Annotated in this window: 22 protein-coding genes; 13 read left to right on the top strand and 9 right to left on the bottom strand. The window is 71.1% G+C overall.

Features of this window, described 5'->3' with window-relative positions:
- Window positions 1-9 precede the first annotated feature (9 nt).
- From ACU6XJ_RS21960 to ACU6XJ_RS21940, 5 genes are all read right to left on the bottom strand, one after another.
- Complete coding sequence (locus ACU6XJ_RS21960; protein ID WP_476314875.1) at window positions 10-267, bottom strand: acyl carrier protein; 258 nt, start codon at window positions 265-267, stop codon at window positions 10-12.
- A gap of 179 nt (window positions 268-446) precedes the next feature.
- Entirely contained in the window at window positions 447-1,391 is a 945-nt protein-coding gene (locus ACU6XJ_RS21955; RefSeq protein ID WP_476314872.1) for a helix-turn-helix transcriptional regulator, read from the bottom strand.
- Between the two features lie 163 nt (window positions 1,392-1,554).
- Entirely contained in the window at window positions 1,555-1,875 is a 321-nt protein-coding gene (locus ACU6XJ_RS21950; protein WP_476314869.1) for an AzlD domain-containing protein, read from the bottom strand.
- Complete coding sequence (locus ACU6XJ_RS21945; RefSeq protein WP_476314867.1) at window positions 1,872-2,552, bottom strand: AzlC family ABC transporter permease; 681 nt, start codon at window positions 2,550-2,552, stop codon at window positions 1,872-1,874. Before ACU6XJ_RS21945 ends, ACU6XJ_RS21950 begins: the two co-directional genes overlap by 4 nt.
- A gap of 62 nt (window positions 2,553-2,614) precedes the next feature.
- On the bottom strand, window positions 2,615-3,097 hold the full coding sequence (locus ACU6XJ_RS21940; protein WP_476314864.1) for a flavin reductase family protein: 483 nt from the start codon (window positions 3,095-3,097) through the stop codon (window positions 2,615-2,617).
- 188 nt (window positions 3,098-3,285) lie between these two features.
- Here ACU6XJ_RS21940 and ACU6XJ_RS21935 point away from each other — a divergent pair, with 188 nt between their 5' ends.
- From ACU6XJ_RS21935 to ACU6XJ_RS21880, 12 genes are read left to right on the top strand one after another with little or no spacing between them, the layout of a single operon-like run.
- Window positions 3,286-4,860, top strand: coding sequence for a glutamate-5-semialdehyde dehydrogenase (locus ACU6XJ_RS21935; protein WP_476314861.1), 1,575 nt, complete (start codon window positions 3,286-3,288; stop codon window positions 4,858-4,860).
- On the top strand, window positions 4,857-6,179 hold the full coding sequence (locus ACU6XJ_RS21930; RefSeq protein WP_476314858.1) for a TrpB-like pyridoxal phosphate-dependent enzyme: 1,323 nt from the start codon (window positions 4,857-4,859) through the stop codon (window positions 6,177-6,179). Before ACU6XJ_RS21935 ends, ACU6XJ_RS21930 begins: the two co-directional genes overlap by 4 nt.
- A complete protein-coding gene (locus ACU6XJ_RS21925; RefSeq protein ID WP_476314855.1) occupies window positions 6,176-7,045 on the top strand; it encodes a hypothetical protein in 870 nt (289 codons plus the stop codon). The genes ACU6XJ_RS21930 and ACU6XJ_RS21925 overlap by 4 nt, the downstream gene beginning before the upstream one ends.
- Window positions 7,015-7,269 (top strand): acyl carrier protein, encoded by a 255-nt coding sequence (locus ACU6XJ_RS21920; protein WP_476314852.1) that lies wholly within the window; start codon window positions 7,015-7,017, stop codon window positions 7,267-7,269. The genes ACU6XJ_RS21925 and ACU6XJ_RS21920 overlap by 31 nt, the downstream gene beginning before the upstream one ends.
- Window positions 7,270-7,272: 3 nt before the next feature.
- Window positions 7,273-8,742, top strand: a complete 1,470-nt coding sequence (locus ACU6XJ_RS21915) for a class I adenylate-forming enzyme family protein (protein ID WP_476314849.1) — start codon at window positions 7,273-7,275, stop codon at window positions 8,740-8,742.
- Window positions 8,735-9,991, top strand: coding sequence for a type III PLP-dependent enzyme domain-containing protein (locus ACU6XJ_RS21910; RefSeq protein WP_476314846.1), 1,257 nt, complete (start codon window positions 8,735-8,737; stop codon window positions 9,989-9,991). The genes ACU6XJ_RS21915 and ACU6XJ_RS21910 overlap by 8 nt, the downstream gene beginning before the upstream one ends.
- Entirely contained in the window at window positions 9,988-11,148 is a 1,161-nt protein-coding gene (locus ACU6XJ_RS21905) for an acyl-CoA dehydrogenase family protein (RefSeq protein ID WP_476314843.1), read from the top strand. Before ACU6XJ_RS21910 ends, ACU6XJ_RS21905 begins: the two co-directional genes overlap by 4 nt.
- Complete coding sequence (locus ACU6XJ_RS21900) at window positions 11,141-12,175, top strand: acyl-CoA dehydrogenase family protein (RefSeq protein WP_476314840.1); 1,035 nt, start codon at window positions 11,141-11,143, stop codon at window positions 12,173-12,175. Before ACU6XJ_RS21905 ends, ACU6XJ_RS21900 begins: the two co-directional genes overlap by 8 nt.
- Window positions 12,172-12,732, top strand: a complete 561-nt coding sequence (locus tag ACU6XJ_RS21895; protein WP_476314837.1) for a 4'-phosphopantetheinyl transferase family protein — start codon at window positions 12,172-12,174, stop codon at window positions 12,730-12,732. Before ACU6XJ_RS21900 ends, ACU6XJ_RS21895 begins: the two co-directional genes overlap by 4 nt.
- 16 nt (window positions 12,733-12,748) lie before the next feature.
- Entirely contained in the window at window positions 12,749-14,245 is a 1,497-nt protein-coding gene (locus ACU6XJ_RS21890; protein ID WP_476314834.1) for an AMP-binding protein, read from the top strand.
- Window positions 14,242-15,093 (top strand): DMT family transporter, encoded by an 852-nt coding sequence (locus ACU6XJ_RS21885; protein WP_476314832.1) that lies wholly within the window; start codon window positions 14,242-14,244, stop codon window positions 15,091-15,093. The genes ACU6XJ_RS21890 and ACU6XJ_RS21885 overlap by 4 nt, the downstream gene beginning before the upstream one ends.
- A gap of 32 nt (window positions 15,094-15,125) precedes the next feature.
- The gene (locus ACU6XJ_RS21880; RefSeq protein ID WP_476314829.1) at window positions 15,126-15,656 is read left to right on the top strand and encodes a CGNR zinc finger domain-containing protein; all 531 of its coding nucleotides are present in this window, start codon (window positions 15,126-15,128) and stop codon (window positions 15,654-15,656) included.
- An 8-nt stretch (window positions 15,657-15,664) separates the two neighbouring features.
- On the opposite strand, the gene ACU6XJ_RS21875 is transcribed toward ACU6XJ_RS21880, so the two are convergent.
- Genes ACU6XJ_RS21875 through ACU6XJ_RS21860 form a run of 4 tightly spaced genes read right to left on the bottom strand, consistent with a single transcriptional unit; the run spans window position 15,665 to window position 17,862 of the window.
- Window positions 15,665-16,405 (bottom strand): DUF899 family protein, encoded by a 741-nt coding sequence (locus ACU6XJ_RS21875; protein WP_476314826.1) that lies wholly within the window; start codon window positions 16,403-16,405, stop codon window positions 15,665-15,667.
- Window positions 16,405-17,079, bottom strand: a complete 675-nt coding sequence (locus ACU6XJ_RS21870) for a DUF899 domain-containing protein (RefSeq protein ID WP_476314823.1) — start codon at window positions 17,077-17,079, stop codon at window positions 16,405-16,407. The genes ACU6XJ_RS21875 and ACU6XJ_RS21870 overlap by 1 nt, the downstream gene beginning before the upstream one ends.
- Window positions 17,076-17,441 carry an ArsR/SmtB family transcription factor gene (locus ACU6XJ_RS21865; protein WP_476314820.1) on the bottom strand — a complete coding sequence of 122 codons (366 nt, stop codon included), beginning with the start codon at window positions 17,439-17,441 and terminating at the stop codon, window positions 17,076-17,078. The genes ACU6XJ_RS21870 and ACU6XJ_RS21865 overlap by 4 nt, the downstream gene beginning before the upstream one ends.
- The gene (locus ACU6XJ_RS21860) at window positions 17,431-17,862 is read right to left on the bottom strand and encodes an SRPBCC domain-containing protein (RefSeq protein ID WP_476314817.1); all 432 of its coding nucleotides are present in this window, start codon (window positions 17,860-17,862) and stop codon (window positions 17,431-17,433) included. The genes ACU6XJ_RS21865 and ACU6XJ_RS21860 overlap by 11 nt, the downstream gene beginning before the upstream one ends.
- A 181-nt stretch (window positions 17,863-18,043) precedes the next feature.
- On the opposite strand from ACU6XJ_RS21860, the gene ACU6XJ_RS21855 reads away from it, so the two are divergent.
- Window positions 18,044-19,327: an aminotransferase family protein gene (locus ACU6XJ_RS21855; RefSeq protein ID WP_476314814.1), complete on the top strand. Its 1,284-nt coding sequence runs from the start codon at window positions 18,044-18,046 to the stop codon at window positions 19,325-19,327.
- Window positions 19,328-19,477 lie beyond the last annotated feature (150 nt).

Here is a 19,477-nt window from a genome sequence, read left to right as displayed (position 1 = left end):
GACCGGGCACTAGGAGGCCAACGCCTCGGTGCCCGCCGCTTTGCACACCGCGGCGTAGAGCGCGGCGGGGGTGGCGAAGGTGTCGGCGTTGAGTGCGTCCTCGTCCAGCGTCACCTGGTACTCGTCCTCGAGGTCGAACAACAACTCGACGGACTGCATGGAGTCCAGGCCCAGTTCCCGCAGGGACGCGTCCGGCGCCAGTGGCTGGTCGGACGGCGCGAACCTCAGGTGTCGCAGCAGGATCTGCTCGAACGTCGGCGTCAGCATGGACCCGCCTCCTCGTGATGTCGGCTGGTTCCAGGCAACCCCGGCGGCAGAGCGTTCTCAACCTGGCGACACCTAGCGGACACGGCGGCAGGCGGCACGAAGTGGGCCGCGCGTTGCCTGCGGCGTGTCCGCGGCGCCACGGTTGGAGCGGTCGCTCGGCAAAGCAGGTGACCGCGGGGTCAGATCCAGCCGCGGCGGGAGGCCAGCACGCCTGCCTGGAACCGGCTGGAAGCCCCCAGCCGGTCCAGCAGGCTGGAGATCTTCCGCCGCACCGTCCGCACCGACAGCCCCAACTGGCGGGCGGCCTTCTCGTCCTTCACCCCTTCGCCGAGGAACTGGAGGAGCACGAGATCCTCGTCGCTGAGGCAGTGGTCGCCGCCTGTTTCGTCCACTTCGGACGGTGCTGCGCGGCCCATGCCCCACCAGGTTTCGAAGAACGTGTGCAGCACCCGCACCAGTGGCCTGCCGTGGATCACCAGCGAGGTGCTCGGCTCCGCCTCCGCGCCGTCCTCCAGCACCGCGACGCGGCGGTCGAACACGTGCAGCCCGACCGGGGGCCGGGTCACCACGCGCATCGCCGAGGCGTCGATGCCGTCCGGCACCAGCGGGCGGTCCCCCAGCAGGGACGAGGAAGGGCAGATGATGCGCACGTGCACTCCGCGCCGCACGGCCTTGAGCTCACACCCGGCGGGATGCAGCGGGTCGACGTTTCCCTCTTCCTGGGCAGGTGTCCACATCCGCAACAGTTCGTGCCGGGTGTGATTGATCAATGCGAGCAGTTGTGCCCTGGACGCGGCGGAATTGGTCAGCACATCGACCGGTGAACCGGATTCATCGGTTCCCGCGAGCAATCCTTCACCGACGATCTGGCTGAGTTGACCATGCAGCGCCGCCGCTTTCCTGCGCTTCTCGTTGTACTCCGCGTCGATTCCCACCCTGAGTCGCTCCAACACGATCTCGGGACCGGCGGGATTGGCCTGGAGGCAGTCGAACTCGCCCACGACCAGCAGGCCGACGGCGGCAAGGCGGTCCCGGCTGGCGACGGCGGCGGAACGCGGAAAGCCGGTGGATTCGACCGCATCGGCCAGGGTGCAACCGGGGCGGCAGATCACAAAACGGTACAAACGAACATCTAAGTCATTCAATCCGAGCCCTTCGAGCATGGGTTGATCCCCCAAAACGAAAAGTCGAGAGGTCCGAGGTTGCCAGGTGTTTACCCGACCGAAACACACAGAAACCCCATGCGGCACAAAGCCTCACGGGGATGCGAAAAAGGAATAACTCGACTCAGCCGAGCAACAGCCGCAGCAGCGCGCTCACCAGCGCGGCACCGGCCATCGCGGTCAGGATGGACCGCTTCGCGGCGAGCAGCAGCACACCGACGCCGACGCCTGCCACCGCGGTGGCGGTCCGCATCGCAGGCACGTGCTCCCCCGCTGGCCACACCAGCATCACGACCAGTCCGGCGAGCAGCGTAGGGCCCGCGTACAGCAGCGCGTTGCGCAGCCAGGCGGGCAGTTCACGGCCGCCGACGGTCAGCGGAACGACCACGCGCATCAGCAGCGAGACGACCGCCAGCGCCAGCACGACCTGCCATCCGTAGCTCATCGCCGTCCTCCGATCACGGCACCGACCACGGCGCCGCAGGCGCCCGCCACCAGCACCGGGACGCCGGGCGGAGCCAGCGGCGCGAGTGCGGCCGCGACGAGCATCCCGCCACCGGCCAGCAGCCAGGACCGGGCGTTGGTGAGGTGGGAGCGCAGCAGGCCGAGGAAGAACACCGGGTAGGCGGCGTCGAGCCCGAAGTTCGCCGGGTCGCCGATGACGCCGCCGAGCAGCGCGCCGACGGCGGTGCCCACGGTCCAGCCGCACAGCGAGAGCAACCCGGCGACGGTGAGCACCCTCAGGTCGTAGCGACCCTCCCCGCGGTGCGCGACCGCCCACGACGCGTCGGTGATGAGCAGCGCCCGGCCGATCCGCGACCAGGCGGAGCCGGTGAGCGCGGGGGCGATCGTGGTGCCCATCAGCAGATACCGGGCGTTGAGGGCGGCCGCGGTGCCGACAACGGCCCACAGCGAGCCCTGTTGGCTCATCACGGCGATGGCGCCGTACTGGGCGCTGCCGGAGAACACCAGCGCCGACATCGCGATCGGCACCACCAGCCCCATGCCGAGCGAGACGGCCAACGCCCCGAAGGCGGCGCCGTCGGCGAAGTCGGCGACGGCGATGGGCAGCACCGGCCGCACCACTCGCGACAGCTGTTCCTGTTCGGTTCGCTCCGCCACCTCGGCACCTCCCTGACCGCCGGGTACCCCCTACGTTACCGACAAAACCAAGTGTTGGTAACTCAGCAGTAGGAGCCGCGGAAGAACAGCAGCGGTTCCTCCTCCAGCCGGAAGTCGGCGTCGAGCACCCTTCCGATGAGGATGCGGTGGTCACCGGCCTCCACTCGGTCTTCGAGGCGGCAGTCGAGGTAGGCCAGCGCCGACTGAAGGATCGGCGCCCCGGAGGCCCCGACCCGCACGGCGAGCCCGTCGAACCGGCGTTCGGGCGGCCCGCAGAAGCGCTGGGACAGCTGTTCCTGCTCGCGGCAGAGCACGTTCACCGCGAACGCCCCGGACCGCTCGATGTGGTCGCCGGTCTGGGACTCGTGCCGTGCGCAGACCAGCACCAACGGCGGGGACAGCGACACGCTGGTGAAGGAGTTGGCGGTCATCCCGACGTAACCGCCGGGTCCGGCGGAGGTCACCACGGCGACCCCGGTGGCGAAGTGCCCGAGCACCTCGCGCAGCCGATTCGGGCTGAGCTGGTGGTGGCGATGCGTCTTCATCGGCGCTCCGTTTCGCTGGCGTGCTCCCACCGTGCGGGGCGCTCCCCTTACCCGCCACCGGATGCGGCAGTTCTTGCCGGCCCGGCCGTTGGCAGCAAGGTGCCGCCGCGTTGAGCGGCCCCTCCCGGCGAGGTTTGGTCGAGATACGGACGTTGGAGCCTTTCCGCGCCAGAAAAGGAGATCAGCCCATGATCGAGGAGATGCTGACCTCGGCGCGCCGAGCGGTGGCCGAGGGACCTCAGCCCGGCGACCCCGCTCACTTCGCTTTCCCCCAGCGGCTGCGTGAGCGGTTGGAGCAGGGCTGGGACGAGGTGGTCTCGGCCAACGAGCAGGACCTCGCCGAGGCCCGCGACTCCGGCCACCCGGAGCCGCTCGTCGACCGGATGCGGTTGACCGCCAAGGAGTTGGACTGGCTGCGCGGCCTGGTGGACCAGGTCGCCGAGCACCTGCCGGAGGCGTTGGCGCCGGGCCCGGAGATCAAGGGCGCCTCGGGAATCGTGACCCGCCGCAGACCCAAACCTCTCGGCGTGTTGTTCGTGATCTACGAGGCCCGTCCCACGGTCACGGTGGAGGCGGCGCTGCTCGCGGTGAGCGCGGGCAACGCGGTGCTGCTGCGCTCGGGCCGCGAGCTTCGCGCCACGAACGCGGCGCTGTCCGAGCTGATCGGCGCCGCGCTGCGCGACGCGGGACTGCCGCCGGGTTTGGTGCAGGTACTGCACGATCCGGACCGCTCGGTGCTGCGTGAGCTGCTGAAGCGGCACGACGCGATCGACGCGCTGGTGCCGCGGGGCAGCCCGACGCTGGTGGACTACTGCCTGCGGCATTCGCAGATCCCGGTGATCGCCAGCGGCGGCGGCGTGAACCACCTCTACGTGCACGCCTCCGCCGACGCCGAACTGGCCGCCGACCTGGTGCTGGACAGCAAGCTGCCGCAGCCCGCGGGCTGCACCGCCGTGGAGATGGTGTTGGCGGACAGCGCCATCGCCGATGACCTGCTGGCCGCGTTGCTGCGCCGGGCGGGCAACGGCACACCGGAGTTCACGTTGCGGGTGCCGCCCGAACTGGCCGACCGGCTGCGGCCACGCAACGGGTCGGTGGGGATCGACGAGTTGGCGGAGGCCGACAGCGGGCGGGAGTTCCTGGACCGCACCCTCGCGGTGCGGGTGGTGGACGGGGTGAAGGAGGCGGTCGAGCACATCCGCGTGCACGGCTCGGGCCACACCGAGGGCGTGATCGCCACCGACGACGAGGCCGTCGAGGCGTTCTGCGCCGAGGTCGACGCGGCCTGTCTGGTGGTCAACGGCTCGCTGCGGCTGGACGACGGCCCGACCATGGGACTCGGCCCCGAGCTGTCCATCAGCACCGGGCGGCTGCATGTGCGCGGTCCGGTCACGCTGGACGCGCTGCTCACGCACAGCTGGGTGGTGTACGGCAACGGCGTCACCCGCTCCGAGACCGAGCACCCCGACACCAACGGCACGGCCGAGCCCGCGAAGCGGGAGGCGGTAGGCGATGCGGTGCGGCGGCTGGTGCTGCGCGAGTCACGTTCGCCGCTGTCGCCCGAGGAGATCGCCGACGACGAGCCGCTCAACGGCGCGAAGCTGCGGGTCAATTCCTTCGGCTTCGTCGGAATGCTCGTCCACCTTGAGGACGAGCTTGACGTTCGCCTGCCCGACGACCTGTTCGTTGGCCGCCGCTTCGACACCGTCGGCGACCTGGTGGACCTGGTCGGCACCGCCTGCGCGAAGGAGACGACCGGATGAGCATCGAGGTCCCGACAAGCTGGCGCAATGTGCTGCCGCTGCTCGGCTACCCGCTTCCCCCCGACCACCTGCCGGAGCACTCCGCCGAGGGTTCGGGCGGGATCGGGGTGAACCTGCCGCTGGAGTTGGTGCGGCAGTCGATTGGCGGCGGGCAGCGGTGGGAGATCCCGGAACCGGTGCGGCAGCGGTATCTGCGCTACCGGCCGACGCCGCTATGGCGGGCGCGGGAGTTCGAACGCGCGGTGAACGCGGCCGTGCCGATCTACGTCAAGTACGAGGGCGGCAACATCTCCGGCAGCCACAAGCTCAACACCGCTCTGGCGCAGGCGCACTACTACCGGCGGGCGGGCGTCCGGGAGCTGGTCACCGGCACCGGAGCGGGCCAGTGGGGCACAGCGCTCGCCGCGGCCTGCGCGGTGTTCGGGTTGCGCTGCACGGTGTTCATGGTGGGCACCAGCCTGCGGCGCAAGCCCTACCGCGGCTCGCTGATGAAGCTGCTCGGCGCCGAGGTGCTGGCCAGCCCGAGCGAGGTCACCGAGGTGGCCCGCGCGGGCGGCAACGGTCTGGCGCTGGCCATCGGGGAGGCGGTGGAGTACGCGGGCCGCACCGAGGGCTGTGCCTTCGCCATCGGCAGCGGCGAAACCTACAGCCTGCTGCACCAGACCGTCATCGGCGAGGAGAGCCTGGCCCAGCTGGCCGCGGCGAGGTCCGAAGTGGACACCGTGGTGGGCTGTGTCGGGGCGGGCTCCAACTTCGGCGGGATCGCGTTGCCGTTCTTCGCCGACGCGGCGACCGGCGTCCGGCCCGCGACTCGGCTGCTGGCCGCGGAGTCCAGCAGCTGCCCAAAGCTCAGCCGCGGCGTGTACGCCTACGACCACACCGATGCCACCGGCACCGGGCCGATGGAGGCGATGTACACCGTCGGCAGCTCGTACAAGATCCCCGACGCGCATTCGGCGGGCCTGCGCTTCCACGCCGCCGCCAAACTGATCAGCGCGATGCGCCACCACGGCCAGGTGGACGCGACGGCGGTGGACCAGCGCTCGGCGATGGAGGCCGCGCGGCTGTTCACGCTGTCGGAGTCGGTGCTGCCCGCCCCGGAGTCCGGTCACGCGCTGGCGGCCGCCGCCACCGCCGCCCGCGAGCCCGGCGCCGGGGTGCTGGTGTGCCTGAGCGGGCACGGCTATCTCGACCTCGGCGCCTACGACCAGCACCTGGGCGGTGAGCTGGGCGACGAGAGCCCGTCGGCGGACAGCCTGCTGGCGGCGACCGCGGACCTGCCGAAGGTGGAGCCCGAGGCGCTCGTGAGCGCCCGATGAACCTCGAACAGGCCATGGCCGGGGTGCCTGCCGCCGCGATGGACTGCGTCCTGGTCAACCTCGCGGTGCTCGCCGACGCACACCACGGCCCCGGCACACACCTCGCGTTGGGCGGTCCGCTGCGGTTCGAGCCACGCCGCTCCGATGGCCTGCCGACCGTCGAACCGACCGCGGCGCAACGGCTTGAGCTGGCGGAGACGCACCTTGGCATCGCCACTGAGGAACTGCCCGGCCTGACGCGGGAGCACGGCCCTTTGTACGTGTTGGCCGACGCGTTCGAGCTGCCGTGGGTGCCCTACCACCAGCGCGAACACATGGAGCACAGCTTCCTCGTGCACGGCGACCGGGTGGTGGACGCCTACCACAACGACACCGCCTGGGGCAGCGCCCGACCCGGCACCTGGGACCTGCCCGTCGGGTGCCCCGCCGATCGGGTGTTCCGGGCGTGGCCGGTGCCGCCGTCCCCATCGGACCCCGACGAGGTGCTGAGCGAGAACGCCAAGCACGCGGCGGCGCAAGGTGAGGCGGTCGAGGACTACGTCGCGGCCTACCGCTCGCATCCCGACGCCGAGTCCGCGATGAGCGCGTTGACGTTGGAGACCTGGCTGCTCGCCCGGTCTCGGGCGCTGCATGGGCGGTGGCTCGCCGAGCACCGGCCCGCGGCGGCGCCGCGTTTCGCCGAGCACGTCCGGCGTTGGAATGGGCTCACCGAACAGGTCTACATCGCGTTGCGCAGGCTGCGCCGCGGCAGGCAGGCCCCGCCGGGTGTGCACGACCGGTTGGCCGAACTGCTGCATGCCGATTCCGAGGAACTCTCAGCACCCCAGGAGGAACAGTGGACACCCGTGAAGTCGAAGACCTCGTGAAGGACACGGCGGCCTCGGTGCTCGCGGTCGACAAGACCACCTTGACACGCACCTCCAACCTGGCCGACTTGCCTACGTTCAGCTCGTTCCGGATCGTCTCGATCGTCGAACGCGCCGAGGAGGCGCTGGGCGTGCAGGTCGACGCGGCGGAGCTCACCCCGGACAACCTGCACTCGCTGGACGCGTTGTGCGCCATGTTCGTGCGCGCCGAGAAGGCGGTGTGAGCGATGGAGTTGCTGCACGACCTGCTCGACACCGCCGCCACCCGGCGCGGTGGTGCCGAGGCGGTCAGCGGGAAAGGCGAGAGCCTGGACTACGAGCGGTTGCGGGTACTCAGCCACCGGGTGGCGGACGCGCTGCTGCGGAGGGGGTTGCGGCGTGGCGACCGGATCGTCGCGATCACTCCGAACGACGCTCGGCTGGCGGCGCTGATCTTCGGCGCCTCGCGGGTCGGCGTGCCCGTCGCCATCGTCCACGACCAGGTGCGGGGCGCCGCTCTCGAACACATCCTGGACGACTGCGAACCGGGTCTGCTCATCACGCCCGACAGCTCCTTGGAGGCCGCGTGGCAGCGCGGAATCGGGACCGTGCCCCTGCCCGACCTGGCCGCAGAGTCCACAGTGGACACCGTCATCGGCGAGCAGCCGTTGGCGGTGGACCCGGCGCTGTTGATCTACACCTCCGGCACCACCGCGATGCCCAAGGCTGTGGTCTCCACCCACGCACAGGTCGTGTTCGCGGCGCGGGCCATCCAGTCGCGGCTGCGGTATCGGGCGGAGGACGTGGTGTACTGCCCGCTGCCGCTGTCCTTCGACTACGGCCTCTACCAGCTGTTCCTCGGTGCCTTGGCGGGCTGTCACGTGGTGCTCGGGGATGCCGCGGAGGCCGGGCCGAGCCTGGTGCGCAACCTGGTGCGGTCCTCGGCCACGGTGCTGCCCGCGGTGCCGCCGGTGGCGGCGGCCCTGCTGCGGCTGCTGCGCCGCGATCCGCTGCGCACTCCCCCGCTGCGGCTGATCACCAACACCGGCGCCGCGATGTCCCGCGAGGTGCTGGCGGGACTGCGGGATCTGCTGCCGGAGCTTCGGGTGCAGCTGATGTTCGGGCTCACCGAGTGCAAGCGGGTGTCCATCATGGACCCCGACGAAGATCTCCGCCGCCCGGACGCGGTAGGCAGGCCGCTGCCGGGTACCGAGGTGTTCACCGTGGACGACAACGGGGCCCGGCTGCCGATCGGCGCGCCCGGTGAGCTCACGGTCCGCGGCCCGCATGTGATGGCCGGGTACTGGCGGCGCCCGGAGCTCACCGCCCAGCGGTTTCCGCGGGTGGAAGGGCTGTTCCCCGAGTTGCGCAGCGGCGACTACGGCTGGGTCGACGCCGAGGGCTACCTGCACTTCCTCGGCCGCCGCGACGACGTCTACAAGCAGCAGGGCTTCCGGGTCAGCGCCATCGAGGTGGAGGCCGCCGCCCGCCGCATCGACGGGGTGGAGGCCGCCGCGGTGCTGCCGCCGTCGCCGGAACAGCCGGACGCGGTGCTGATCGTGACCGGTGGACTGGAGCCGGGGCAGGTGCTGCGACTGCTGGCGCGGGAGATCGAGGGCTTCAAGGTGCCCGCGCACTGCCGGGTGGTCGGCTCGCTGCCGTGCAACGCCAACGGCAAGACCGACAAGAAGGCGCTCAGGGAGGGCATCGATGTCTGAGATCGACCTCGCCGCACTCGACACCCCGGCCTACGTCTACGACCTGGCCGAGGTGCGCGCCTCGCACGCGCTGCTGCGTTCCCAGCTTCCGCGGCCGAGCGGGCTGTACTACTCGCTGAAAGCCAACCCGCATCCGATGTTGCTGGGCTGCCTGCGGGAACTCGGCTGCCGCGCCGAGGTCAGTTCGGTCGGCGAACTGCGGACCGCGTTGGAGGCCGGGTTCCCGGCTGCCGAGGTGCTCTACACGGGTCCGGCGAAACGCGATGAGGACGTGCGGTTCGCGGTGGCCTGGGGTGTGCGGGAATTCTCCGTCGACTCGCCCCGCTCGCTGGACCAGCTGGACACCATCGCCGCCGAGTACGGCGCGGAGCTGTCGGTCCTGTTGCGGGTCAACGGAACCAAGCCGGCGCCCGGCGTCGGCCTGGCCATGACCGGGGTCCCCTCACCGTTCGGCGCCGACGCCGAGTGGGTCGAGGCCGAACCGGCGGCCTTCACCGGGCGGCGCCACCTTCACCTGACGGGCCTGCATCTGTACATGGCGACCAACGTCAGCGAGGAGGACCACCTCGTCGCGCAATACACGCTGGCCGTGGAGGTCGCGGCCCGACTGCGCTCGGTGCTCGGCACGTCCTTCCACACCCTGGACCTTGGCGGCGGGTTCGGCGCCCCCTACGCACATGCGGGAGCGCTGCCCAGGTTCCAGACGCTCGCGCCTCGGGTGGAGGCGTTGCTGGACAACGACTTCCCTGGTTGGCGGCGCGGCGAGCCGGAGGTGGTGTTCGAGTCCGGCCGCTACCTCACGGCGACCTGTGGGCGGCTGCTGACCAGGGTGCTGGAGGTGAAGCGCTCGCACGGCAAGCGGGTCGTGGTGTTCGAGTCGGGCATCAACCACCTCGGCGGCATGTCCGGTCTGCGCCGGGTGCCCGCCATCGCCCCCGACCTGCTCGCCCCGGACCGGGGCACGGCGTCCGAGCAGGCGTTGGCCGTCGGTCCGCTGTGCACGCCGCTGGACAGCTGGAGCCGGTCGGGCGAGATGCCCGACTTCCGGCCGGGTGACCTGGCGGTGGTGCCCAACGTGGGCGCCTACGGGCTGTCCGCGAGCCTCGCCCTGTTCCTGGGGCACCCGATGCCCACCGAGGTCGTCACCGACGGCGGCGCGCTGGTGGAGAGCACCCGGCTGGAGGTGCGCCGCGAACACGTCGACGCACCCGCGCCGAAGATCCCCGCGATGGCAGGAGGTCGGTCATGACGAGCACCCTGATGACGCAGCGGGAACAGGTCGCCGAAGTGCGGCGCGTCGCTGCGGAGCACGCCGCCGACACCGATGAGCAGGCGGCGTTTCCCGTCGAGGCGTTGCGCGCCATGCGGGAGACGGGGCTGCTCGGGCTTTCGGTGCCCCTCGAGTACGAGGGCCCGGGCGGCACGCTGGCCGACGTGGTGCGGGTGAGCAGCGAGCTGTCCCGCGACTGCATGTCGGTGGGGATGATCTTCACGATGCACTGCCAGCAGGTCGCCACGCTGGCGCGCTTCGGTTCCCCTGCACTGAAACAGCGGCTGCTGCCCGGCATCGCACGCGGCGAGTCGTACCTGGCGTCGGTCACCACCGAGGCGGGCAAGGGTGGGCACCTGCTGTCCTCCGGTGCCGCGCTGGGCGCCGATGCCGATGTGCTGCACGTGGACCGGTTCGCGCCGGTCGTGACCGGTGGCGCGCACGCCGACGGGTTCCTGATCACCATGCAGGCACCCGACGCCACCTCGCCGGGCCAGGTGTCGCTGGTGTACGCGGACCGCGACCAGCTGGACCTCACCGTCAAGGGCGGTTGGAACCCGCTGGGCATGCGCGCCACGCACAGCGTGCCCATGCACATCACCGGGACCGTGCCCGCGGATCAGGTGGTCGGCGAGCACGGCCGGTTCCCGGACATGGCGGTGCTGACGTTCGCGCCGTACGCCCATCTCGGCTGGTCCGCGTGCTGGCTGGGCGCGGCGGCGGGTGCCTTGTCGCGCACCGTGCGGCTGCTGCGGTCCCCGGCCGAACGCAAGAAGCGCGACCTCGGCTCGGACCTGCTGCTGCACCGGCTGTCCCGTGTCCGCGAACGGCTGGAGTGCGTGCATGCCCTCATCCAGCACGCCGTCTCCGTGCTGGCGGCCGGTGACCCGAAGGCCAACCCGGTGCAGTTGCTGCTGAACACGGTGAAGCTGACCGCCTCCGAGCAGTGCGTGGCGGCGGTGGACGAGCTGATCGAGGTGGTCGGCCTGCGGCACGGCTACCTGCGGGACTCCGACCTGGCGTTGGAGCGGGCGCTGCGGGATCTGCGATCGGCGTCGCTGAACTACGCCAACGACCGGCTGCGCTCCGCCGACGGGGCGCTGGTGCTGATGGACCAGGAGGTGCGCTTTGCCTGACACCGGCGACGCACGGCGCCTCTGGCGGCTGCTGGGCGAACGCGGGCTGCTGCACGCCCTCTACACCGAGGAGCGCGGGCGGGTCCGGGTGGACACCGACCGGGCGCGGGAGGTGTTCACCGAGGTCGACGCCGAATGGCCGCTGGGCGTGACGCTGTCCGCCTGCGTGCAGGCATCTTCCGCGCTGCCCGCCCTGCTCGGTGCGGGCAGCGGGGACACGGTGCGCAAGGTCGCCGAGACCGCGTTGCGCGGCGAGACGATGCTGGCGCTCGCCGCCACCGACGAGGCCGCCGCGGGCTCCGACCTCACCGCGCTGGGCACCAGCGTCGACATCGACGGCGAGCGGGTGGCGGTGCACGGCGGCAAGCGGTGGATCGTCAACGCCACCTGCGCGGAGCACTTCGTGGTGCTCGCCAGGCACCGGGCGGGCACGCACTTCACCAGCTTCACCACCGTCCTGGTGCCCGCCGATGCGCCTGGCGTGTCGGTGGAACCGGTGGACACCCGCCTGTTCGACGGCTCCGGGGTCGGCACCGTGCGCTTCGACTCGGTGCGCCTGGACACCGGCCACCTCGTCGGCCGCCCAGGGCAGGGGTTGCAGCGGTTCGCGCACGGCATGGTGGCCGAACGCCTCGTCGGCGGGGTGTGGGCCGCGGCGCTGCTGCGTCGGGTACTGGCCGACACCCATCGGAGCCTGCTGACCTCGCGGCGCGGGGCGGCACCGTTGTGGGACAGCGAGGTCGTGCGGCACCGCTTCGCCCGCTGCGTGCTGGCCCAACGCGGCCTCGACGCTCTGTGCAGCATGCCGGGCGAGGCCGCGCACGCCATAGTGGTCAAGGCCGCATCGGCGCGCGCCGTGGAGGAGGTGCTGGCCGAATGCGCCGCGCTGAGCGGCGCCGACTCCTTCGCGACCGGCGGGCTGCATGAACTGCGCGCCGCCGGGGCGATGTGGGGCGTGGCAGGCGGCACCACCGACACCATGCTGGCGGGCATCGCCGACCACGCCCGGGAACTGCTCACGCCATGAACGTGCGCATCGCCGTCGAGCCCATCGCCCACTGGGAATCCACAGTGGACAACGCTGAGGGCATGCCGCCGTGGCGGGCACGCGAACACATTGCGGGCCGCGCTCTCTTGCGCGAGCTGCTTCGGCGGCACACGGGCGTGGGCGATGACCCGATCGAGACCGAACCATCCGGGCGCCCGTTCCTGTCGCGACGGCCGGGGATCGGCATCTCCGTCTCGCACTCCGGCGGCCTGGTCGCCGCGGCGATCGGCATCGGCTGCCGGGTCGGCATCGATGTGGAACAACCCGCGCCCGCCGATCAAGCGCTCGTCGAACGCTGCTGCCGCCCGGAATCCGTCGCTGTGCTGGCGGGCCTGCCCGCCGAGGACCGGACCCGGGAGTTCACCCGGATCTGGACCGTGCAGGAGGCGTGTGTGAAGGCGTTGGGCCAGGGCCTTTCCGGCAGGCCGTGGACGGTGCCGGTGACGCCCGGCCTGCTGCGCGGCCGCTGGCGCGACCTGCGCTGGTCAAGCTGGCCGGACCGCTGGGCATGGCCGGTGTCCTGCGCCTACGGCTGACAAACCTGGAGGAGACATGACCCCGTTCGAACTGTTCGACACCGCCGTACGCCGCCACCCCACCGAGGTCGCCCTGGAGGTCGGCGACACCGCGATGACGTACGCCGAACTGCGGCTCGCCGTCGAGCGCACCGCCGCCGACCTGGTCACCCGGCACGGCCGCAGGCCCCACCGGATCGGCCTGCTCGCCGCCAGAACACCCCTGGCGTACCTCGGCTACCTGGCCGCGCTGCGCTTGGGCGCCACGGTCGTCCCGTTGAACCCCACGTTCCCCGACTCCCGCAACCTCACCATCGCCCGCCTCGCCGAACTGGATGTCCTGATCGCACAGGAGGACGCGGAGCCGCTGCCCGGCCCGTGGACGGTGCTGCGCGGCGTCGAAGGCGACGACGCGGAACTGCCGCCGTACCGCGGCGCCGACGAGGACACCGCGTACATCCTGTTCACGTCGGGATCGACGGGCACCCCGAAGGGCGTGCCGATCGTCAACGGCAATCTGTCCGCCTACCTGGACTTCAACCGGGCGCGCTACCGGATCAACCCCGGCTCCCGGCTGTCGCAGACCTTCGACCTGACCTTCGACCCCTCGGTGTTCGACATGTTCCTGGCCTGGACGACCGGAGCCACGCTGGTGGTGCCGAGCAAGGACGAGGTGTTCGACCCTGTCGGGTTCGTCAACGACCGGCAGGTCACGCACTGGTTCTCGGTGCCTTCGGTGGTGTCGCTGGCCCGCCGGATGCGCAGGCTGCCCGCCGACTCGATGTCGACGCTGCGGCTCAGCCTGTTCGCGGGCGAACAGCTCACCACGCAGCAGGCCGCCGCCTGGCGGGACGCGGCACCCGACAGCGTCATCGAGAACATCTACGGCCCCACCGAACTCACCATCACCTGCACCGGCTACCGCCTGCCGACCGCCCGCGAGGACTGGCCGCGGACACCGAACCAGACGATCCCGATCGGCGCGGCCTACCCGCATCTGGAGCATCTCGTGCTCGGCGAGGATGGCAGGCCCGCCGTCGAGGGCGAGTTGTGCGTGCGCGGGCCGCAGCGCTTCGGCGGTTACCTCGACCCGGCGGACAACGCGGGCCGCTTCCTGTCCTTCGACGGCACCGCCGCGCAGGTCTACGACGGCTCCGCGCCGCTGACGCCCGCGCACTGGTACCGCACCGGGGACCGCGTCCGCGTCGACACCGAGCACGGGCTGGTGCACCTTGGCAGGCTGGACAGCCAGGTGAAGATCCACGGCTACCGCGTGGAACTGGGCGAGATCGAGGCGCTGCTGCGGGAGCACCCGGTCGTGGAGGACGCGGTGGTGTTGGTGGACCAACACGGCACCGACACCGACCTGCGCGTGGTCTACACCGGCGAGGAGGTCGCACCGGCCCGGTTCGCCGAACTGCTCGGCACCCGGTTGCCGAGGTACATGGTGCCGCGCGAGTATCGGTGGATGCCGGAGTTGCCGCTCAACAGCAACGGGAAGATCGACCGCAGGCGGTTGGCGGAGGTGCGGTGACCGCGAGCGCCCCACCGGCGCCCGCCCGCACCGCCGGGGTGTTCCCGGCCGCGGCCGGTGCGGTCTGCATCGCGGCCACCGCCACTCTCGTCGAGCTCAGCGGCGCCGACCCGATCACCGCCGCCGTCTACCGGCTGGGCTACGCGCTGCCGTTCCTGGCGCTGCTGGCCTGGCCGGAACGCGCCAGGTTTCGCGCCCTGCGGCCGGGCTTGGCGGCGCTGGCGGGCGTGTTCTTCGCCGCCGACCTGGTGTGCTGGCACGTCGCCATCGCCGAACTGGGCGCGGGCATCGCGACGGTGCTGGTCAACCTTCAGGTGGTGTTCGTCGCACTGGTCGCCCGCGCCGACCGCCGGGTGCTGCTCACCATCCCGATCGTGCTGCTCGGCGTCGTGCTGGTGTCCGATGTGGGCGGTGACCGCGCCTCGGTGACCGGTGTGCTCTGGGGCTTGGCCGCGGCCGCAGGCTACGCCGGTTTCCTGCTGGTATTGAAGAAGGTCAGCGGCGACCCCGGTCTCGTGGTTACCCCGCTCGCGGTGGCGACCCTGGCCGCCACTCTCGGTTCCGCTCTGGTCGGTCTGGTGGTCGGCGGCGTCGACTTCACGCCGCGGTGGCCGTCCCACGGCTGGCTGGTGACCGTCGCACTGAGCAGTCAGGTGGTGGGGTGGCTGCTCATCTCCCGCTCCCTGCCCCGGCTGCCGGTGGTGCTGACCTCGCTGATCCTGCTGATCCAGCCGGTGGCCGCGGTGCTGCTGGCCGCCATCGTCCTGCACGAGCGCCCCACCCCGTGGCAACTCACGGGCTCGGCGCTGATCCTCGCGGGCGTCTGGTTCGCCAGTCGCCGCCGGTAACCATCAGTCCGTTTTGTCGGTAACATCGGGGCATGGCCCCTCGCGCGGCAGCACCGCCCCCGCTCGCGCTGGTGCAGCACCTGGTGAACACCCGCGAGCTACTCGAACACCGGGACGACCTGGGCACCCCCGCCGACCTCACCGCCTGGCTGAGCGGCCACGACCTGCGGCACCCGGCCCGCGGCACCCGAGCCGATCTGGATCGTGTGCTGCGGCTGCGGGAAGCGCTCCGTGACCTGCTCGGCGAACAGCCGGGCGAGGACACCCTTCGCCTGCTCAACACCGAGATCGCCGCCGTGGGTCTGCGCCCCGCCCTGACGCCCGACCTCGGCTGGACGAGCAGTACGAAGCCGATCGACGCCGCGATCGGGCGCGTGTTGTCGGTGGTCGTGACAGCGATGCTGGACGGCACCTGGGCGCGGCTCAAAGCCTGCCGCGCCCCGGAATGCCGGTGGGCCTTCTACGACCGCTCCCCCAACCGCGTCAGCCGGTGGTGCGAGACCGAGGTCTGCGGGGCGCGGCACAAGATGCGTGCGTACCGCGCCCGCCACGCAGCCTCGTGACCGACCGCTCAGTAACCGGGGCCGAGATCGTCGGAGCGACCGGCTTCCAGGCGGGACCACTGGGCGGTGGGACGGCCACAAGTGCGCTGCGCTCCACCGTCGGCCTCCCGCAGTGTGGGCCTGCCTGCCGGGGTGTCCTCCCAGGCCTCTTGGCGGCCGAATACGGTCAGGTCCAACAGCCCGTAGCTGGGGGCCATCACCTCGACGCCGCGACCGCCGGTGGAGTAGGTCTCGAACACCCGGTCGCCGAGGCGCAGGTAACACACCAGTTGGAACATCCCGACCTGGCGCCCGGCGAGCAGGACGTCCGCGGAGTCCTGCACCGAGTACCAGGGCACGTCCCAGCCCATGAAGTCGCGATAGCGGACGCTCTCCTCGTAGGGGCCCTGGCAGAACGTGGCGTAGGTGACGTCGCACGCGTGCAAGTAGGACAGTTCGCGCACCTGGCTGTTGTAGTGCGTGCAGCCCTCGCACTGCTCCTCGGCGGGCCTACCGGTGTGCCACATGTGGAAGTAGGCGATGAGCTGCCTGCGTCCCTCGAACGCCGCCGTCAGCGGGACGGTCCCTTGTGGACCGATCAGCGGGATGGTGGGGTCGATCTCCACCATCGGCAGCCGTCGACGGGCCGCCGCGAGCGCGTCGCCCGCCCTGGTGTGTGCCTTCTCCCTGGCCAACAACGCATCCCGCTCGGCCTGCCAGGTGGCCCTGTCGACCACGGCGGGCAACGCGGCTTCGGTGATCGTGCTCATCACTGTTCTCCTGTGTCGTAGGCGTCGTGCCAGTTCCACCACTGGTAGGGCGGGGTCTGCGGGTAGCCCTCTGGCGAGTCCTCCCAGGTCTCCTGGCGGCCGAGGGCGGTGATGTCGAGGTAGCTCCAGGTGCCGCCCATCACTTCGTCACCGCGGTTGTTGATGAAGTAGGTGCGGAACACCCGGTCGCCGTCGCGGATGAACGCGTTCGTGCCGTGGTATTCGTCGACGCCGAAGTCGGCGTCGAAGGTGTCGGTCGTGGTGTACCAGGGCATGGTCCAGCCCATCCGCGCCTTCACCCGCGCGATGTCGGGCTGCGGTGCGCGGGAGACGAACGCGAGCGTGGTATCGCGGGCGTTCAGGTGGGCCAGGTGGGCGACCTGGTCGGCCACCAGGGAACAGCCGTCGCAGGCGTGGTCGGGCCAGCCGTGCACGCCGGGCTCGAAGAAGGCTCGGTAGACGATGAGCTGTCGGCGCCCTTCGAACAGGCCGAGCAGGTTCGTCCGGCCTTCGGGGCCGTCGAAGGCGTACTCCTTCTCCACCGCCAGCCACGGCATCCGCCTGCGCTGCGCTGCCAGCGCGTCGCGGGCCTTGGTCAGCTCCTTCTCCTTCACCAGCAGGCGTTCGCGCGCCGCCTCCCACTCCTCGGACGAGACGATCGGTGGTGTCTTCACGGCGATTGTCCTTTCCTGTCGTGTCCGGTTGCTGATCTGTCCAGGTGCTCGGTCAACGCGGCGAGCGGGCCGTCCCAGTCGCGGGCGAAGGCGGCCAAAAACTGCTGCGCCACCCGCATCGGCGCGGAGCGCAGCCGGTACCGCACCCGCCGCCGCTCCCCCGGCTCGGCCGTCACCAGCCCGGCCTCGGAAAGCAGCGCCAGGTGCTTGGCGATCGCCTGCCGGGTGATCGGCAGTCGAGCGGCCAGGTCCGTGGCGGTGGCGGGCCCGGCCGAGGCCAGCGCGCCCAGGATGGCGCGCCTGCTCGGGTCGGCCAAGGCGATGAAGACCTGCTCGGCGACCGCCTCGTTGTCAGGCGGCATCGAGGTAGGCGACCAGTTCGCCCAACTCGCGGGTCCAGCCCTCGGTGTTGCCGCCGAACGCCTTCTGGTGGGCGTCCTCCGGAAGCTGGGCGAAGCCGGACTCCACGACGGTCAGCCTCGTGCCCGCGCCGAACGGTTCGAGGGTGAACTCGACGTAGGTGCGGCGCGGGTCGTCCTCGGGCAGGCCGTAGATGTGCCAGGTGAAGCCGAACACCGAGGGCTCCTCGACCCGTTCGATCCGCAGGTCGGCGGTGGGGCCCTCCGTCCACGTCATCGTGGCCGATCCGCCGGGCCTCAGGTCGATCGTGGCCGAATTGCCGAACCAGGAGCCCAGTCCCTCGGCCGTCGTCAACGCGGACCACACCGTGGTCGGCGGGTGGGCGACCTCGACGGTCCGCTCGATGCGATCGGGAAAACTCACGACAACCTCCCAGGAGTAGCAACCCAACGGTTGCTACATTATGGCAACCGATTGGTTGCGTCAAGCCCGGCCCCTAACTGCCGGCAGGGCCGCCGGCCACAACCTGCCGCGGGGTTGAGGGCTGCCGCTGGGCTGTCGTTCGCTGGAGAGACAGGACTTCCGCGACACAGGAGGCAGCCCGATGCCGAGAAACGCCAACGACGCGCTCTGGTACAACACGATCTCCCGGGAGCACATCGACAGCGGTGTGATCGCCGAGAACGCGATCACCTCAGCCGAGGGCTGCTGGGTCACCGACGCGGCGGGCAGGCGCTATCTCGACGCCAGGGCCGCGCTGTGGAACACCACCCTCGGCTACAGCGAGCAGTCCATTGTGGACGCCATGACCACCCAGCTGCGCACCCTGCCCAACGCGCAGGTGATCCGCTACCAGCAGCCTGCGGAGATCGCGCTGACCTACGCCCGGCGCCTGGTCGACGCGCTGCCCGGCGGCCTATCGCATGTCCGTTTCGGCAGCACCGGTTCGCAGCTGACCACCGCCGCGGTGTCGTTGTCGCGCTTCATCCGCAAGGTCGAGGGCCACCGGGACCGCAACGCCGTGATCGCGTTCCGCAAGAGCTACCACGGCACCGGCGGCATGGCCAGCGCACTCAGCGGCGAACGCCAGCTACACGCATTGCAGGCGCCGCTGGTACCCGGCATCTCCCATGTGCCCGCATGGAACCTCGACGCGCTCACCGCCGCCATCGACAAGCTGGGCGCCGACCAGGTCACGGCGATCATCCTGGAGCCGATCCTCGGCACCGGCGTCGTGCCCGCGCCGCCCGGTTTCCTCGCCGAGGTTCGCACGCTGTGCGACACCCACGGCATCCACCTGATCGTCGACGAGGTCACCACCGGCTTCGGGCGCACCGGGGCGCTCACCGCCATCGAGGGCGAAGGCGTCCAGCCCGACATGCTGGTGCTGGGCAAGGGCATCACCGCCGGCTACACCCCGCTGGCCGCGCTGGCCACCACCGACGCCATCTTCGACACCGCGATCTCCCGCCCCGACTTCGCCTTCCCGCACGGCTCCACCGCCGACGGCCACCCGGTGGCGATGGCCGCGGGCTGTGCGGTGCTCGACCGCCTCGCCGACGGCTCCGTCTTCGCCGCGGTGGCCGAACGCGGCCGCCAACTCCGCGACCGCCTCTCCGACCTGCCCTTCCACGAGATCCGGGGCCGCGGCCTGATGATCGGCGCCGAACTCCGCGACGCGGGCGGCGAACCGCTGTCCGCCGCCGCCATGGCCGGCATTCACGATGCCTGCGCCGCCGAGGGCCTGCTCCTCACCTCCACCGACAACACCCTCGTCCTGATGCCGCCCCTGGTGATCTCGGCCGACGAGTGCGATGAGCTCATCACCCGGTTGTCGGCCGCCCTGGACCGAGCCGTCCAACCCGCCCTCGCCGGCGCATCCCGCTGACTGCCCCGTGAAACTTTGCGTACCCAAAGAGTTACCCGAAGTGATCGCACGAGGAAGTCCACTCCCGCGAGAATGACGGCTCCGGCTCGTCAGCGATCTTGGTAATGACGGGCATCGTGGGCTTTGCGGGGAGTGGGCGTGCGGAGATCG

This window comes from Actinorectispora metalli (assembly GCF_056323685.1).
This window is presented reverse-complemented; position numbering and strand designations above follow the sequence as displayed.